Below are 16,520 nucleotides of genomic sequence, written 5' to 3'. Positions count from 1 at the left end.
GGGCGGCCGTATTGCACCTGTGTATGTTGCCGCCTTTCGGCAAAATGTCCGTATGGCGATGGATGAGGAGCCCCGCGGCTCCCCTTCCGCGGAGCGAGCGACTGGCTCGACACCGGCGAGTGCTCGGGACGGCGCCCGCGGCGACGCGTCGGGAGAACATCAGGGGCTGCTTGCCGAGATTTGCGGCGCGCGAAGACTGACCGACGCGAACGTCCAGGACCTGCGAGCCCTGGGGGCCGCTGCGGCCGACCGTGGCACTCCGCTGCACATCGTGCTCGCCGACTTCTTCCCTTGCGCCCACCGCGTTTGGGCCGGCAGTGCGGGCTCGGGTCAGGAAGGCGATCCGTCCGAGATCCGCGACGGAGCAGCCGCGGTTCTGGGTGTGCTCGGCGACGCGGCCGTGGCGTTGAGTGAGGGCTACGAGACCGCGCACCGGGCAGCCATCCGCAGGGAGGAGGCGGGCCGGCGCGAGTTCGTCGACGATCTGCTCGAGGGGCGTACACCGTTGGGGCGGCTGGCCGAGCGGGCCGAGCGGTTCGGTCTCCGTCTGGTCGGGCCGCACAGAGTGGCCGTCGCGCGTACGCGGACTCCCTTCGAAGCTGGCGCGGCATCGACACGTTATGTCGAGGACGGGCTGACCAGCCGTTTCGGGGTGGAGCAGGTGCTGATCACCACCAAGGACGGACTGCTCGTCTGCGTGGCCTCGGGAGCGGTGGCGCAGGTGCCTCAACTTTTCGCGGCTCAGGCCGGGGAATCGGTCGCGGAGCCGTGCCGGGTCGCCGTGAGCAGACCTCGGACGGGTCCCAGCGGCATCGTCCGCTCGTACCAGGAGGCGTGCAGGGCACTCGACACCGCCACTCAGCTGGGCTTCGACGCTCCCGTGGTGAACGCGTCCGACCTCCTGGTCTTTCAGGTGCTGGGTCGGGATCGCGCGGCGATCTCAGATCTTGTGATCACCGTTCTCGGGGGCCTCGCTCAGGCCCGAGGTGGCGCAGACGTGCTGCTGGACACCCTCACCGCCTACTTCGCCACGGGCTGCCGGAACACGAGCACGGCGCGAAGAATGGGAATTGGCGTTCGCACCGTCGGCTACCGCATCGCCCGCATCCGTCAGCTCACCGGGTACGACCCGACCGATCCTGATCAGCGGTACGTCCTGCAGACCGCGGTGCTGGGAGCACGCCTACTGGGCTGGCCGGAGTCGCCCCTGCAGTCCGCGGACTGAGTTCCTGCGCCGGAGCCGGAGCATGGTCCGACCAGTCGGGCACCTCTGCACTCGCGGGTCGTCTGGCCTGAGCCCGGCTCCGGATCTCCTCCTGCTCGCTTGGGAGGGGCCGGAGAGCGTGTCCGGAGCCGGGCGGCGGCTTCCTTCGAGCGTCACAGCTGGACACCCGCCGCGCCTCACGCGCGGGCCTTCCGCGCCTCGGAGAAAGCTGCCATCCAGAAGAATTGCATGATGCAATGGATCGATCCAGCAGCCTCGCGCGGGCGAATGGTCGATTCGCGCTCGTACCAAGGCATGGCACCCTTTTCCCGCGGTCTGTGCGGCTATGTCTGCTGTCGGCCCGGCAGGGTGCCGGCGGGGGAGTGCACGTCCGCCCTCGGTCATCAGGTGGTCGGTTTGCCCGTCCTCCGGCCTGCTGCCCGTGGGCGATGGCAGGCGGGGTCGCAATCCAGTCGCACGAACGGGATCAACTCCCCCGCGCGGCGGTAACCGGCGTCCGTCCCGTCGGTGGGGAGCCCCAGGTGCCCGCACAGTCGAGCGGCCGTGCGGGGATGGGTTGCTGCATAGCGGGCCATGATCGCAGCACCGGTCTCGGCAGGCAGAAACACCGCGTTCACGGCGTGGTATCGCCTGCCGAGCTGGATGGTGGCCTGTGGGGTGTGCTGGAGGTTTCGGTACCACTGGGCCGTAGGGCCGTAGCCGGAGGCCACGGTCCAGGAGTGGGGCGCCCGCGTGTGCTCCACGACCTCGAGGACGACGGTGCGCGAGGTTCCGCTCAGCCTTCCCGTGTGAATCAGCAGAAGGAGCCTCCGGCCGAAGAGGGGGCCCAACCCGATCCTGAACAGGTGTACGGGGAGCCGGGCGACCAGCCGCTTCCAGCCGGTTGGCGGTGCAGGTCGCTGTGATGGGGGGTTGGAACGGTCCACGAGGCACCCTCCGGTTCCGGCTGCCGCCTTGCCGCTGTCGGTTTTGTAACGAGACTCTCCCAAAATGCTTCGGGAGGGTAAGTTTTGCATAGGCTAAATCAAGCGGCGGTCCGTGGTGGTGCCGGACGCCCGCTCGGAGCCGATCGCACCGCCTCACACACCGCGGGGTCAGCCATGCCCGAAATGACACCGCAGCGCTCATCGGTGCTGTCCGTCCTGCCCTACGGCGTCATGGTCGTCGTCACTGTCGTCGATGTCACGGCGGGCCCCTCGGTGGGTTTCCTTCCCCTCGTATCCCTGGGCCCGGCCTTCGCCGGGCTGGTCGGCGGCTGGCGGCGCACCGCCGTCATCGGCGGGCTGGCGATGCTCCTGTGCCTCGGGCTCGGGCTCTACGACGGTCTGTTCACCGGCCGCCGGGGCTGGACGGCCCTGGCATCCGTGGCCGGCGTGACCGTGGCGGGGCTTGTCGCAGCGGTGATGCGGCAACGGAGGGAAGCCGAACTGGCCAGTGTCCGTTCGATCGCGGAAGTCGCACAACGCGTGCTGCTGAGGCCGGTGCCGCGCAGCGCCGGGCATCTGCGCGTGGCGGTTTCCTACACCTCGGCCGTCGCCGAGGCGCGCATCGGCGGCGATCTGTACGAGGTGGTGGCGTCTTCCGCCGGCGTGCGCGTGATCGTGGGGGACGTCCAGGGCAAAGGGCTGGCGGCGGTCGAGACGGCGGCCCTGGTCCTGGGCGCCTTTCGGGAAGCCGCCCATGACGAGGCGGATCTGACCGGCGTCGGCGCCCGGCTGGAGCGGGTGGCGGACAGGGAACTCCAAGGTGAGAAGTTCGTGACGGCCGTGCTGGCGGAAGTCGGGAACGACGGGACGGTGACACTGCTCAACTACGGGCATCCCGCACCCATGATCGTGAGGCCGGACGGACGGGTGCGCCTCGCCGAGCCGCCGCTCCCCGCTCTGCCGCTCGGCCTCGGGATACACGCGGGCACCCGGCCCGAGTCCCACTCGGAGCGCTTCGTGCCGGGGGACCAGATCCTGCTGTATACGGACGGCGTCTCGGAGGCCCGCGACGGAGCGGGGCGCTTCTATCCCCTGGAGGACAGGGGTGGGCTCCTGAAGGACCCCGACTCCGACTCCGCTCTCCAGGCGCTGCGCGCCGATCTGGTCCAGCACGCCCAGAGGCCGCTCCACGACGACGCCGCCATGCTGCTGATCCGCTACCACGAGGCCGACGTGAGCGGCACCGGAGACCGTCGACCACCGGGTGAGCTCCGGCGCGCGGGCCGCAGAGGGTAGAAAGGGGCCATGACCGACAGAGGGCAAGTGCAGCACGTCGACGACGTCGATGCGGTGACGCGCGCGGTACTGACGGCGTCCAGGCTGCTCGTGGCCGTTTCGGCCCATTCACTGGCGGCGGTCGAGGACCGGGTGACGCTGCCTCAGTTCCGGCTGCTGGTCGTGTTGTCCATGCACGGACCGGCGAAGCTCGTCGTGCTGGCCGAGCGCCTCGGCGTCAACCCCTCCACAGCCATGCGCATGATCGACCGGCTGATCGCCTCCGGTCTCGCGGATCGCCGGACGAACCCGGCCAACCGCCGGGAAACGGTGCTGCGGCTCACAGCAGAGGGCCGCGCACTTGTCGATGACGTCACCAGCAGACGCCGGAGGCAGATCGAGAGAATCGTGCAGCGCATGGCGCCGGCCCAGCGAGCCGCGCTGATCGACGCGCTCACCGCCTTCAACGAAGCGGGCGGTGAGCCCACGGTGCCGGCCTCGGACAGCGCGACGTATCCCCTGGGCTGGGCAGACCGCTAGATCTGCGAAGCCGGCCCGGGCCGGTGCCGACGGACGCCCCCCCCGGGCGGGGTGGGGGTGAACCTCGTACGACGTGCCCTCATCAGGACGGCGCGTGAGTCGTGGGGCCCAGGTGGTAGGAGCGGACCACCGCGACGGTGCTGAGCGTCGCGAGCGCCAGGCCGATGCCCAGCGATTCGGCCAGCGGTTTCCCGTCGTGACCGGAAGCAGTTATCCCACGCGGGGGCACTCTGCCATGAGGGTCGTGGACGAGCCCGATCCGGTCGCCCGGTACCGTCGTCGCCGTGCATCCTCGCCAGATGCGCCCGGAGACCGGCGTGCCGTCGAGGTGTTGCACCGAGCAGTAGTGCCGCTCCGTGGTCTCGCCCTTCTCGGGTACCACGGACGTCACGACGACGCTGCTGACCTCGCCGCCCCAGCGCAGGAGTACGTCGTTCGTGGCCTTGGGCGCGGCGACCGCCCAGCACACGCCGAGGACGGCGATCGGGCCCAGGAAGGCTCTGCCGGCCCGCAGGCAGAGGAGAAAGATCACCAGTCCCAGCGCGACCACCATCCCCGCCTCGCCCGTCTGCAACACCGTCGAGCCGAGGAGGGTTCCCGCGACCCCCGGCCCGGCGATGGCTGCCGCACTCACGACCCCAACGGCCATGCCTTCCGTCACCAGCCAGTTGGGAGGTCGGCCGCGGTAGTGGGCGGCCCCCCACAGTGCCGCGCTGATCGAGTAGCTGTGCTGTGACCTTGCTCGACGTCTCCCGCTCTCCATGACTTGCATTATGCAAAGGAGAGTGCCGGTGCGGACACCGACCCCGGGCGCATCACTCCTCGGTCTCGGGCGGGGGCACCACGACGACCGGACATGCGGCGGTGTGCAGCACCTCACCGCTCACCGAGCCGAGCATCAGTCTCCGCAGGCCGGTCCGGCCATGGGTGCCCACAATCAGCAGTGCCGCATCCCGTGAGGAATCCACCAGAAGGCCCGCCGGTCGGCCCAGTTCGACACGCGCGCGGATCTCCAGGTCGGCGCGGCGGGACCGGTAGGGTGCGAGCCTCTCTTCCAGCAGGTCCTGCGCCGCACTCGGTCTCTTCTCATGGCCGACGAGCAGGGGGCCGGTGGGGCCGGTGCCGAGGATGTCGGGCCGAGTGGAGCCGTGAACGACTTCGAGCGAGGCGTCACGGGCGGCGGCCGCGTGCAGGGCGAACTCCATCACGTGCGGCTGCATGTCATCGACATCGACGCCGACCACCACCCGGCTGACGCGCGGCTCGGCGCGCCCGCGGGGCCTCACCACGAGGACCGGACAGTGTGAGTGGGTGGCCACCTGCAGGCTCACGGATCCAAGGGGCAGGCGCGGGAATCCCCCCTTCCCACGATGCCCCACGACGATCAATGGAGCTGCGACCGACCGCTCGATGAGTGCCGGCACCGGTGAGCCGGAGACGATGTCCGGCTCGACCGCCAAATCCGGGAACCTGCGGTGCACCGCTTCGGTGAAACGGGTGATGACACGCTCCGCACGGTCCGCATGCGTTGCGCCGTCCGTACCGGCGTCGGTAGTCCCGGAAGGCAACGGCCATGCGACGGCGTGCATGATGCGAAGCCCCGTACTGGCGCGTGCTGCCTCCTCTGCCGCGCGGAGCACCACCTGCTCCTGTGCCTCGACCGCACCCACCACCACCGGTCCGGCCGTGTGGTGATCATGCACGTCGACTCCTCTCCCGGCCGCTCGAAGGGCGCCAGCGGAGATCAGGCCTTGATACGTGTCCCGTTCCGCCTCGCGCTTCCATCACAGGGGAACGGGCGTTCACCGGCAACCGATGCGCAGCTTCGTGGCGATGGCCGGGTCACCTGGCGGGCCAGTTGGTCGCCATCACCAAGGAGAACGACCAGTCGCACCGCCCTCACGGGCGGACCATCGGGTCCATCACGGTCGTCCAGTACATCGCCTGGCAGGGCATGCGCCGTCAGCTCGGCCTCCCCTTGGCCGACGTGCGGCGCCAGGAACTGTTCTTCAACACGGAGCAGAGGTTGACGGTGCACTGGCGTACACGCTTCCCGTGCTACCCCGCGGGGACCTGCCAAGTGCCGTCGGCGGACCCGCACACCGTCGGTCGCACCGACCATTTCGGTCGTGGGGGAATCGCATGAACGGCGCGTCTTCGTCCGGATGGTCGAGCACGCGCACAGCAGCCGCGTCTCGGAAGGCGTTCGGCGTGTTCTGCGTCTCCCTGAGCCTTCGTAGGGCGCTGACAAGCGCGGCGCCTCCGCGGTTCGAGTCCGGCCGGGCTGGTCAGGTCGCGCACGCGACCGGGCGAGTGCGCCCACGGGCGTACGCCTCCGGCGAGGACTGCGCCCGCCCAGCCGCGCACGGCATCCGCTGCACCATCCCGGACAGGCCGACTCTCACGGTTTCATCACGACCTTGATGATGCCGTTCGCCCTTCGGTCGAAGTCCCGGTAGAACGCGGGCGCCTCGTCGAGCTTGGCGCGATGGCTCACCACCCGCTGGGGCTCGGCTCTGCCTGTGAGGATGAGGTCGCGCAGCAGGGCCGTGTATCGGCGGTCGTGCGTCCGGCCGAAACCGACATGGATGCCCTTGTCGAACAGGGCCGCCCAGGGGACCCGAAGGGAGCCGTCCTCGTGGCCGGCCGGCGCTGGAGCGTGGTCCCTTGCCGCGTACACCCCGGCGATGCCGATTCGTCCCGTCGGATTCACCAGCGCCGTCAGGTCCTCGATGACCTGGCGGGGATTCTCGTGGGCTGAGTCGGAGCGGTCGATGGCCTGGAAGCCGACCGCGTCGATCCCGCAGTCGACGCCGTCCATGCCGTCCTCACCGGGTGGCAGCCGGTCAGCACGACGCCGGGCGCGGATCTGCTCCACTGGGTCACCATCACGGAAGTCGATGGGCACCGCACCATACGATCGTGCCACCTCCAGCCGCTCCGGGATCCGGTCCACCACGAACACCTGCGCCGCTCCCCGTAGCACGGCGGAGTGGGCGGCGAGCAGCCCGATCGTGCCGGCGCCGAACACAGCCACGACGGATCCAGGGCGCACACCAGCGAGTTCCGTTGCGTGCCAGCCGGTGACGAAGGCGTCGGCCAGCATCACGAACGCGTCCTCGTTCGCGTCTCCGGGTTCACCGGGCAGGGGCACACAGTTCGCGTCGGCGAACGGAACCCTGAGCAGCTCCGCCTGAGCGCCGCGGTACGGTCCCATTCCGGCGTACCCGTACGCGGCGCCGAAGCCGCCGGGGCGGACCCGGCTGCACGCGGCGCTCAGACCACGTGAGCAGTGGAGACAGGTGCCGCAGTACAGATGGGTGGGGACTACGACCCGATCGCCGACCGAGACCGCGCTGACGGCTGGCCCGGCCTGCTCCACCACTCCCAGCGGCTCGTGCCCGAGCACGAGTCCGGGCTGGGCTCCGGTGCGACCGTCGTACATGTGGAGGTCGGTTCCGCACAGGGCGCTGGAGGTCACCCGGACGATCACGTCGGTGGGTTGCTCGATTTCCGGGTCCTGCACATCCTGCACGGACACCGCTCGGGTTCCGTCGAACACCACAGCCTTCATGAGGCTCCTTGTCTGGGAAGACCACAGGGCTCGGCCGCACCGACTCCAGCGGCACGTTGGATACATCTGCCTCGAGTGTTCCCCGGTCCTCGCCCTTTGCTCCGAGCGGGACCACCGGATCCCCCTGTCGGCGGCCTGCTGCTCGCACTCCCACGCGCGCACGGGCAGGCGACGGCCAGAACCGCAACGGCGGGCCACCGGCCCGATGGGCAGCGCCGGGGCACGCTCCACGAGGAAGGCCACGGCGATGAACACCACCACCGGCACGAACCAGCTCGCAGCCAGGTCGGCACCTGCCGGCGGCGGCCCGGGATGCCTACGCCTGCTGCACCAAGCCGGATGATCTGCGCGAGCACTGGGTTCCCGCCGACCTTGATCGCCCGGAATCCGAAGGCCCCGGTTTGGTTGGTCACCCGGGCAGCACGTCATCGGCATGATCAGCGCGAACCGCCACCACCGGTGGAGCAGCAGGCCGGGCACCTCCACGCCGAGCGGTCCGGCTGGAGGATGGACGGCTGCGACTCCCAGGACGGCCACCACCGGTTCCTCTGTTCCGGCTGGTCGGGCGTTCGACAGCCGTGCCCGGCCGCGGCACGGCGAGCGGGCTCAGTGCACGTCACGGGCGAGGACGAGCGGCGCTCATCTCGCCCCCTCACTTCCGGACGTCGGCGAAGCACGCCCTGCCCGTGCGAGGCCCCGTGAGCCGATTGAGAATGAGACAAGGGCCCGAGATCCAGGAGGTGTGACGATCTGTGCCTGCCGGCCGCCGGCACCAATGGAGGCGCTACCCGTGACGTGGGTGAAGGAGATGCTCGCCACCTACCCGGCCGACCCCGGTCGCGTTGACCGAGAGAAGGCTCACCAGATGCATCGAGGAACGTATCGCCTGCGCCCAAGCGTGTACCGCGTGTGCCGATGCCTGCCTGTCGGAGGACATGCCGGCCGAGCTGGTCAAGTGCATCCGCACCAGCATGGACTGCGCCGACATCTGCCATGCCGCGGCGTCGGTCCTGTCCCGCCACGCCGGCCACGACGCCGACATCACCCGCGCCATCCTGCAGACGTGTGCCACCCATGTGAGGCGTGCAGCGGCGAATGCGGCCGCTACACGCGCACGGAGCACTGCCGCCCGTGCTCCGGGGCCCGCCGCTCCTGCGAGACGGCGTGCAACGATCCACTCCGAGACGGCGCCATCTGTCACGGAATCAGCGTGCCTTGGTCATCAGGGGTCGCGGTCCGCCGAACGAGAGACATCCGGACACCGCCTCATGAGACGGCGGGTAACACTTCCCCTTTGTGCAGAGCTGGAGGTGCATCACAGTGTCAGAGCAGAACCCGTCGCAAGCGGACCCGGCCGAGGGGCGCGAGATGTCGCTGCCGCCCGAAGTCAAGTTGCTGCAGGAAGTGACGCCGCCCTTCTTTCCCGAAGGCGGGTCGGGAATGACCATCCTCGTCGACTGGCCTCCCGGTCACCCCGGGCTCCCTCCGCACCGCCACTCGGGTCCGGCGTTCGGCTACGTGATGGAGGGCGCGCTCCGGTTCGAGCTCGAGGGCGAGCCGGAGCGGGTTGTCGAGGCCGGTGGAACGTTCTGGGAGCCGGGTGGTGACGTGATCCACTACCAGGACGGCAACGCCCTGACGGACGCGCCGACCAAGTTCCTGGTGACCATGCTGTGCGCGCCGGGTCAGCCGATGCTCACGTTGGTCGAAGAGGAGGAGCTGAAGGAGCGGGCGCACCTGCGCGCCCCGCGTCCCGCCGCGGGCTGATCTGCTGCGCCCATGCCGGATGGCGTCCCTCGCATCTCGCGTCGAAGGAGAGGAGGGGGCAGCCGACGGACCGTCAACTCCTTCGGTCACACGGCAGGCGCCTTGTCGTGATCGTAGCCGCGGTCGCCGAGCAGGCTGTCGGGCCGCTTGCGCGGCCGTCCGGCCGGGCCGGCGACGGGCGGGATCTTCTCCAGCAGGGGTATGAGCCGGGTGCCCGTCCGGCACCCGAGGCCTGCCCGGCTTCAGCTTCGGCCCGGGTATCGGCGGTAACGGCTCGACCAGCGGCGCAACGGCTCGAACCCCCTTCGTCGCGGCCGCTGGACGACCTCGACGTCGATTCCCAGGCAGGCTCCGTGCTGGAAGGCGCTGGTCGGGTGGCCGCCGTCGGCCCGCACCTCGGTGACCGCGGGGGGGGGGGGGGGGGGCCACATCTGCGCTCGTGAGACTCATCGACGAGCACCGGGACCGCTTCGGCGGCGTCGAGCCGCTATGCACCGTGCTCAACGGAACGGTTCACTCCGACTCGGGTGCGTGGCTTGTACGCGAGGATCGCGCGTAGTGGCGGTTCGCGGCCTGGAGGCTCAGGCGTCCGTCGTGGACTTCGGCGATCTGGTCGACTGCGGTGAGGTGGGCCGGGTCGTGGGTGACGAGCACGGTTGCGGTGGCCCGCTGGTGGGTGAGGCGGGTGATGAGGTCGAGGATGGCGGCGCCACGTTCGTGGTCGAGGGCGCTGGTGGGTTCGTCGACGAGGAGGACGGTGGGGTCGTTCATCAGGGCGCGGGCGATGTTGATGCGCTGGCGCTGGCCGCCGGAGAGCTGGTGGGGGCGGCGGCCAGCCTGGTCGGCGAGGCCGACGGCGTCGAGGAGTTCCATCGCGCGGGTGTGGGCGGTGCGGGGTTTGCGGCCGTCGATCCGAGCCATCACCTGGAGTTGTTCGGCGCCGGTGAGGGAGGGCAGCAGGTTGGGCTGCTGGAAGACGATACCGATCTTGTGGCGGCGCAGTTCGGTGAGCTCGCCGCGGCTCAGGCCGGTGGTGGTCTGATCGTCGATGGTGACGGTGCCGGTGTCGGGGGTGATCAGGGTGGCGGCGACTGCGAGGAGGCTGGATTTGCCGGAGCCGGAAGGGCCCACCACGGCGGTCAGGCTGCCCTGGGGCGCCTTCAGGCTGACCTGGTCGAGGGCGGTCAGGCGGGTGTCGCCGTCGGGGTAGGTGAGGGTGATGTCGGTCAGGTTCAGGCTCATCGGGCGCTCCCCAGGGCGGTCAGCGGGTCGACGGAGGTGATGCGGCGGATGGACAGGGCGGCTCCGAGCGCGCCGAGGAGGATGATCACGGCGGCCGGGATCAGGACCGTGGCGGGAGTGAGGAGGAAGGGCACGGCGGAGCCGGACACGAGTGCGCCGAGGGCGGCGGCGATGCCGGTGCCGATCAGGGTGCCTACCGCGAGCAGGACGACGGCCTGTCCGAGGGCGTCCTTGAGGAGGCCCGCGGTGGAGGCGCCCAGGGCCTTGAGGACGGCGACGTCGCCGCTGCGCTGGATGGTCCAGACGGTGAAGAAGGCTCCGATGACCAGCGCGGAAATGGCGAACAGGAAGCCACGCATCAGCTGCAGGGAGCCGTTTTCGGAGGTGTAGGAGCCGATCGCGGACAGCGAGTCGTCGGTGAGAACCGTCTTCGTGCCGACTTGGTGGTCGGTGGCTGCCGTATCGGCCTGGGACCTGGTGTTCAGGGCGATGACGGTCGCGGTCCTGCCCGGCCCGCTGCCGGCGGGCGGCGCGGCCTTCCGCCAGGTGTCCAGGCTGGTCCAGATCACCGGGGCGTGGCTGAAGTGGGCGTCGCCCTCAACGGCGGCAACCTTCAGTTCCTGGCCCGCCAGGGTGAGGGAGTCGCCTGCCTGTACACCGAGGCCCTCGGCGGCCGCGGTGGACAGCACCACAGCACTGCCGGTGATCTTGTTACTGGTCGGGGCGAGGCGGGAGCCGGGTTCGACGCCGAAGGCCGAGACGCCGGTGCTCTTGTCTCCCGCGGTGGCCTTGGTCGTGGTGATTCCCAGCGGCTCGGCGCTTTCGACGCCGGGCGCCTTGGACCACTTCCGCCACTGCGCCTCCGTGACGGTGGAGTTGGAGTACGACAGGTCTTGGCCGCCGCCGGGAGCCTGGAAGGCGATCCTGTCGGCGGGCAGGGACGTGATCGCGGAGATGTTCTGCTGGCCCAGTCCGGCCGTCAGCCCGGACAGCAGTCCGACCAGCAGGGTGATCAGCACGATGACGGTCCCCATCAGAGCGAAGCGCCCCTTGGCGAATCTCAGGTCTCTCCAGGCGACGAACACGGCCTTGGCCTGTCCTTTCCGGCGGTGGAAGCGGTATGGCTCCACCGTCGCCGTCGGCCCCCGTTCGCGCCTCTGGCGCATGAGGGCACTTGGTGGACCGAAAGAGGGCACGAGGGTTGCAACTTTCGATGGAGGCGCCAGAGTGCCGGCCTCCGTAATCTGGGACGCACTGTGAACACCGCTGCTCCCGCCCTGACCCCGACCACCCGGGCCCTGGCCTGGTGCCTGCATCTGCTGGTCATCGGCCTGCTCGCCCTGGCCGCCGGCCGGGCCGTGGCCGACGGCCGGCCCCACGTCGGGTGGATCGTCGCCGTATCGGCAGCATGCGGCCTGGTGTACGCGGTCGGGCCCACGCTGCCGGGCGTACGCCGCTCGCGGCGGGCCGCCGCACTGTGGCTGGCCGCCGTGGGCGCGTGCTGGCTGGTGCTGCTCGCCCTGTCCCCCGACGCCGTGTGGGTGGCCTTCCCGCTGTACTTTCTCCAGCAGCACCTGCTGCCCCGCCGCGCCGGACTGGTCGCGGTGGCTGCCACGGCGGCGGCAGCCACCGCCGGCTTCGCTGCCCACCAGCACTCCTTCAGCCCCGCCATGGCCATCGGTCCCGTGCTCGGCGCCGCCGTGGCGGTCGCGGTGGTGTGGGGGTATCAGGCCCTGTACCGGGAGAGCGAACACCGCCGCAGGCTGATCGAAGAGCTCACCGCTACCCGAGCCGATCTGGCCGCCGCACAGCACACCGCCGGTGTGCTGTCCGAACGCGACCGCCTGGCGCGCGAGATCCACGACACCCTCGCCCAAGGCTTTTCCAGCATCCAGCTGCTGCTGCGCGCCGCCGAACGATCGCTGCCCCAGGCACCACAGAACGCGGCCCGCTACGTCGACCAGGCGCGGCAGGCCGCCATCGACAACCTCGCCGAGGCCCGCCGCTTCGTCGCCGCCCTCACCCCGCCCACGCTGGAAGGCACCACCCTCGCCGGCGCCTTGGAACGCCTGTGCGCCACCACGTCCGCCCGGCACCGACTCACCGCACGCTTCCACCTCGCCGGTGACCCCGCCCCTCTCGCCACCGCGCACGAGGTCGCCCTGCTCCGCATCGCCCAGTCCGCCCTCGCCAACACCGTCCACCACGCCGAGGCCACCACCGCCGAAGTCACCCTCCGCTACCTCGGGGACCACGTCGCTCTCGACATTGCCGACGACGGACGCGGGTTCGACCCCGCCCGCCTGCCCGCCCCCGACCCCGAGGCCGGCGGTTTCGGGCTGGCCGCCATGCACGCCCGCACCCAGGCCCTCGGAGGCACCCTCACGATCGAATCCGCCCCCGGCCACGGCGCCGCGCTGGCCGCCCAACTGCCCCTCACCCCGCAAGCCGAGACCGAGGCCCGCCCGTGACAGACGACATGTCCATCCGCCTGCTCCTGGCCGATGACCATCCCGTCGTACGAGCCGGACTGCGCGCCGTGCTGGAAACCGAACACGGCCTCGTCGTCATGGCCGAAGCCGCCACCGCCGAGGACGCCGTCACCCGCGCCGCCGAAGGAGACATCGACGTCGTGCTGATGGACCTGCAGTTCGGCAAAGGCATGGGCGGCGCCGAAGCCACCGCCCAGATCACGGCCCGGCCGCAAGCCCCCCGCGTGCTGATCGTCACCACGTACGACTCCGACGCCGACACTCTGCACGCCATCGAAGCCGGCGCAACCGGGTACCTCCTGAAAGACGCCGCGCCCGAGGAACTGGCCGCCGCCGTGCGCACCGCAGCCGCAGGCCGCACCGCACTCGCGCCCACCGTCGCCGACCGGCTGATGAACCGGCTACGCGCCCCCGGCACCGCCGTGACCCGACGCGAGACCGAAGTCCTCGCACTCGTTGCCGACGGCCTGTCCAACCAGGCCATCGGGGCACGCCTTCACCTGACCGAAGGCACCGTCAAGTCCCACCTCGCCCGCATCTACACCAAACTCGACGTCGACTCCCGCACCGCTGCCGTCGCCGCCGCCACCGACCTCGGCCTCATCCGCCGCCGACCCGAGCGCACGCGGGCACCCCGAGGGACCGCCGCGTGGCGAATGCGGTGACGGGCGTACCAGCCACCGCAGACAGCGGCTCGCGCGTCCACTTCCGGCAACTTGCGCATCATGGAGTCCCCGTCCGGACCTCGATCCGGGCGGCGGGGGGCCGGCTTCGAGGAGGGTGAGTGGCTCGCCGGTGACGACGGCGGAGGAGAGCTCCAGTTCGGGTACCGTCGCCCGGGCACCTCTTCGGCTTCCGCCGCCACGTGTTCGGCCATGTTGCGTAGGCCGCCGCGTGGAGGGCCGGGGGAGGGGCACAGGGGCACGTGCGTGGCGGGCCAGATGAACGCGTGCCCCAACCGCAGCCTGGCGTTCGGCCACCGGGTTTCCCATGCTGCCGTTTCATCTGCGACGAGACGTGCCGCACTGCTGCGGCGGTGACGGGGTGGCCGGTGCGTGCGGCGAGCTTTGCGGCGTTGGCGGCCACCGCCGCGTCGCGGGAGCCGGTGAACGGCGCCAGGACACTGCCGTCGGCGCGGAGGGCGAAGCGGTGGACGTGCACCTCAGCCGGGCTCGGGTCGGGGCGGCCGGCTGGGGTGCCTGGGGCGTGGTCATGGCGAGTCCTTGGTGCAAGGGCTACGGCCGGCAGCGGACTGCTGGGGTGCGGGACCAGCGGAGGGTTCGCCGGCCCCGCCGGCCCGGCCTTCCCCGGCCCCAGCCGGCCGGCCCTCGGTGCCGGAGGCCGGGGGCTGGTTGTGGGTGGCGATCAGCGACCAGATGACGGAGACGGTGATGGTGGCGGCGATGACGCCGAGGGTGAGCGGGATGGGGAGCTTGCCGACGGGGGTTTCGGAGAGGATGAGCTTGACGCCGGCGAAGGCGAGGAGGACCGCGAGGCCGTAGTGCAGGTACTGGAAGCGGCGCAGGAGTCCGGCGAGACAGAAGTAGAGGCTGCGCAGGCCGAGGACGGCGAAGGCGTTGGCGGACCACACCAGGAAGGTGTTGGTGGTGATCGCGAGGACGGCGGCGACGGAGTCGACGGCGAAGATCAGGTCGGTGGCCTCGATGGCGACCAGGACGACGAACAGCAGCGTGGCCACTCGACGTCCGTTGGTGTGGGTGAAGAACTTGTCGCCGTGGAAGTTCGGGTCGGTGGGGATGAGCTTCTTCACCAGGCGGACGACGGGGTTGCGGTCGGGGTGGACCTCTTCGTCCTTGGAGAAGGCCATCTTCCAGCCGGTCCAGATCAGGAACGCGCCGAAGAGGTAGGCGGTCCAGAAGAACAGCTGGAGCAGTTCGGCGCCGATGAAGATGAACACCAGCCGGAAGGCCAGGGCTCCGATGACGCCCCAGAAGAGGACCTTGTGCTGGTAGGCGTCGGGCACGGCGAAGAAGGAGAAGACCAGCGCGAAGACGAACACGTTGTCGATCGACAGGGCCTTCTCGATCAGGTAGCCGGCGTAGTAGGTGGAGGACACCTCCCCGCCCTGCCAGAACAGAAGGATGACACCGAAGCCGAGCCCCATGGCGATCCAGATGCCGCTCCAGATCGCGGCCTCGCGGAAGCCGATCACGTGGTTGTCGCGGTGAGCGATCAGGTCGACGGCGAGCATCACACCGATGCCCACGGTGACGGCGCCCCACACCCAAAAGGGGACGGCGAACGACAGATCATTCATCGCTGAACGGCTTCCTCTCCGGGACTCTTCTCGCTGTAGGGGGGATCACTGCGTCGTCAGGCGCGGTGAGGCCCATGTGGGGGGCGTGACCGCGTGGACGCAGGGGCCGCCGCGCAGGGCCGCGGCCTCGATCAGGGCGAAACCGTCAAGGCCCTCGGGGCCGCGGCGGGAGACCACCACCTCCGGAGCCCGGTGCCGGGTGGCCAGCGCCAGCAGCTCCTTCGCGGCCGTCAGGCGCGAGCCGTTCCGGGCGGGCAAATGGAAGACCTCGGGGATGTAGCCCACGTGGAGCGGCCCGATCTTCGGCATGACCCGGGCGAGCACCGCGCGCACCGGCGCGGTGGCCGGCCCCAGGCCCGACTGACGGATGTGCGGGGGCACCACGGCGATCAGCAGCAGCGGCACGCGCCGGGTCAGCGCGATGCGCGCCGCGGTCTCGGCCACCGCCACATCGTCTACGCGGTCTGTCAGCACCGCAGCCACCGGCTGCACAAGCCCCGCACGTGCGGGGCGGGGGGCACCGCCGTGGGGGGAGGGAGAAAGCGATCGGGCCATGACGCTACCCGCCTTCCTTGTGCCGGGAGGAATCCCCTCAAGCGTCACCCGGCCCGCGACACCCGTCAAGTTTTACGCGAAAAAACTTTCGCTAATGGTCTTTCGGTAAAAGCGTTGAAAGGCGAAGCGGAGTTCGTATGATGAGGCTCATGAGTCCCTCACCAGCACGCGGCGACCAGTGGACGTTCCTCACCAACCACGCCCGGGTGCTGCTGAGGATCGCCGACGACCCCGAGGTCCGGCTGCGTGACCTCGCCGCCGGGATCGGCATCACCGAACGCGCGGTGCAGATCATCGTCGCCGACCTGGAAGCCGCCGGGTACCTCACCCGGACCCGGGTGGGGCGCCGCAACCGCTACACCATCGACCCCACCGTCGCCCTACGCCACCCCAACGAGGCCGGCCATCCCGTCGGCGACCTCCTCACGGCCTTCCTCCACCGCGAAGACCCACCCGCACCCGAGCGCGCCGAGGCGGATGCGGCCGCGAGGCCGTGACCGAGGAGCCACTGCCGCCCGGGGGTGCGCGAGGCCGTCGCGGGCGTGGTCGACGCGGTGGATGCCGGCATCGGCGCACCCGTCCTGAACAAGGCGATCGGCCACTGACCTCCAGGACCAGCGCCCCGGTTGCCTCCCCGCTGTGGTGC

16 protein-coding genes and 2 pseudogenes are annotated in these 16,520 nt (G+C 70.4%); 9 read left to right on the top strand and 9 right to left on the bottom strand.

What is annotated here, in order from left to right; all coding sequences use genetic code 11:
- The first annotated feature begins 52 nt into the window (after positions 1–52).
- Positions 53–1,225, top strand: coding sequence for a PucR family transcriptional regulator (locus tag BLT82_RS24660; RefSeq protein ID WP_093658504.1), 1,173 nt, complete (start codon positions 53–55; stop codon positions 1,223–1,225).
- A 383-nt stretch (positions 1,226–1,608) separates the two neighbouring features.
- Here the strand turns inward: BLT82_RS24660 and BLT82_RS24655 are convergent, their stop codons facing one another.
- Positions 1,609–2,151: a nitroreductase family deazaflavin-dependent oxidoreductase gene (locus tag BLT82_RS24655; RefSeq protein WP_244292119.1), complete on the bottom strand. Its 543-nt coding sequence runs from the start codon at positions 2,149–2,151 to the stop codon at positions 1,609–1,611.
- 174 nt (positions 2,152–2,325) lie between these two features.
- Here BLT82_RS24655 and BLT82_RS24650 point away from each other — a divergent pair, with 174 nt between their 5' ends.
- Positions 2,326–3,447 carry a PP2C family protein-serine/threonine phosphatase gene (locus BLT82_RS24650; RefSeq protein ID WP_093658500.1) on the top strand — a complete coding sequence of 374 codons (1,122 nt, stop codon included), beginning with the start codon at positions 2,326–2,328 and terminating at the stop codon, positions 3,445–3,447.
- A gap of 9 nt (positions 3,448–3,456) precedes the next feature.
- The gene (locus BLT82_RS24645) at positions 3,457–3,966 is read left to right on the top strand and encodes a MarR family winged helix-turn-helix transcriptional regulator (RefSeq protein WP_093658498.1); all 510 of its coding nucleotides are present in this window, start codon (positions 3,457–3,459) and stop codon (positions 3,964–3,966) included.
- A gap of 82 nt (positions 3,967–4,048) precedes the next feature.
- Here BLT82_RS24645 and BLT82_RS24640 read toward each other — a convergent pair whose 3' ends face one another.
- Both BLT82_RS24640 and BLT82_RS24635 read right to left on the bottom strand, forming a co-directional pair.
- Positions 4,049–4,729, bottom strand: a complete 681-nt coding sequence (locus BLT82_RS24640) for a hypothetical protein (protein ID WP_244292118.1) — start codon at positions 4,727–4,729, stop codon at positions 4,049–4,051.
- 52 nt (positions 4,730–4,781) lie between these two features.
- Positions 4,782–5,636, bottom strand: a complete 855-nt coding sequence (locus BLT82_RS24635; protein WP_244292117.1) for a universal stress protein — start codon at positions 5,634–5,636, stop codon at positions 4,782–4,784.
- Positions 5,637–5,824: 188 nt separating this feature from the next.
- On the opposite strand from BLT82_RS24635, the gene BLT82_RS37250 reads away from it, so the two are divergent.
- Positions 5,825–6,112 (top strand): hypothetical protein, encoded by a 288-nt coding sequence (locus BLT82_RS37250; RefSeq protein WP_093658494.1) that lies wholly within the window; start codon positions 5,825–5,827, stop codon positions 6,110–6,112.
- A gap of 255 nt (positions 6,113–6,367) precedes the next feature.
- On the opposite strand, the gene BLT82_RS24625 is transcribed toward BLT82_RS37250, so the two are convergent.
- Positions 6,368–7,540: a glutathione-independent formaldehyde dehydrogenase gene (locus BLT82_RS24625; RefSeq protein ID WP_093658492.1), complete on the bottom strand. Its 1,173-nt coding sequence runs from the start codon at positions 7,538–7,540 to the stop codon at positions 6,368–6,370.
- Between the two features lie 775 nt (positions 7,541–8,315).
- On the opposite strand from BLT82_RS24625, the pseudogene BLT82_RS38095 reads away from it, so the two are divergent.
- A pseudogene (locus BLT82_RS38095) lies at positions 8,316–8,720 on the top strand (four-helix bundle copper-binding protein); the annotation flags it as partial.
- 188 nt (positions 8,721–8,908) lie between these two features.
- Complete coding sequence (locus BLT82_RS24615) at positions 8,909–9,307, top strand: cupin domain-containing protein (protein ID WP_093658490.1); 399 nt, start codon at positions 8,909–8,911, stop codon at positions 9,305–9,307.
- 104 nt (positions 9,308–9,411) lie between these two features.
- Here the strand turns inward: BLT82_RS24615 and BLT82_RS37605 are convergent.
- The 3 genes and pseudogenes from BLT82_RS37605 to BLT82_RS24600 form a co-directional block, all read right to left on the bottom strand.
- Positions 9,412–9,519: pseudogene (locus BLT82_RS37605) on the bottom strand (IS5/IS1182 family transposase); the annotation flags it as partial.
- A 301-nt stretch (positions 9,520–9,820) separates the two neighbouring features.
- Positions 9,821–10,549, bottom strand: coding sequence for an ABC transporter ATP-binding protein (locus tag BLT82_RS24605; protein WP_093658486.1), 729 nt, complete (start codon positions 10,547–10,549; stop codon positions 9,821–9,823).
- Entirely contained in the window at positions 10,546–11,634 is a 1,089-nt protein-coding gene (locus BLT82_RS24600; protein WP_093658484.1) for an ABC transporter permease, read from the bottom strand. Before BLT82_RS24600 ends, BLT82_RS24605 begins: the two co-directional genes overlap by 4 nt.
- A 171-nt stretch (positions 11,635–11,805) precedes the next feature.
- Between BLT82_RS24600 and BLT82_RS24595 the strand changes: the two genes are divergently transcribed.
- Together BLT82_RS24595 and BLT82_RS24590 are read left to right on the top strand one after the other, a co-directional pair.
- Positions 11,806–13,020 (top strand): sensor histidine kinase, encoded by a 1,215-nt coding sequence (locus BLT82_RS24595; RefSeq protein ID WP_093658482.1) that lies wholly within the window; start codon positions 11,806–11,808, stop codon positions 13,018–13,020.
- A gap of 8 nt (positions 13,021–13,028) precedes the next feature.
- Complete coding sequence (locus BLT82_RS24590) at positions 13,029–13,706, top strand: response regulator (RefSeq protein ID WP_093658681.1); 678 nt, start codon at positions 13,029–13,031, stop codon at positions 13,704–13,706.
- A 545-nt stretch (positions 13,707–14,251) separates the two neighbouring features.
- Here the strand turns inward: BLT82_RS24590 and BLT82_RS24580 are convergent.
- Both BLT82_RS24580 and BLT82_RS24575 read right to left on the bottom strand, forming a co-directional pair.
- The gene (locus BLT82_RS24580) at positions 14,252–15,319 is read right to left on the bottom strand and encodes a TerC family protein (RefSeq protein WP_093658478.1); all 1,068 of its coding nucleotides are present in this window, start codon (positions 15,317–15,319) and stop codon (positions 14,252–14,254) included.
- A 45-nt stretch (positions 15,320–15,364) separates the two neighbouring features.
- Positions 15,365–15,763, bottom strand: coding sequence for a universal stress protein (locus BLT82_RS24575; protein WP_244292116.1), 399 nt, complete (start codon positions 15,761–15,763; stop codon positions 15,365–15,367).
- Positions 15,764–16,023: 260 nt separating this feature from the next.
- Between BLT82_RS24575 and BLT82_RS24570 the strand changes: the two genes are divergently transcribed.
- Positions 16,024–16,371, top strand: coding sequence for a helix-turn-helix transcriptional regulator (locus tag BLT82_RS24570; RefSeq protein ID WP_093658677.1), 348 nt, complete (start codon positions 16,024–16,026; stop codon positions 16,369–16,371).
- Positions 16,372–16,520: the final 149 nt, after the last annotated feature.

This window comes from Streptomyces wuyuanensis (genome assembly GCF_900103455.1).
Lineage (GTDB): Bacteria > Actinomycetota > Actinomycetes > Streptomycetales > Streptomycetaceae > Streptomyces > Streptomyces wuyuanensis.
Note: the sequence above shows the minus strand (reverse complement) of the source record. Positions and strands in the feature narration are given on the sequence as shown.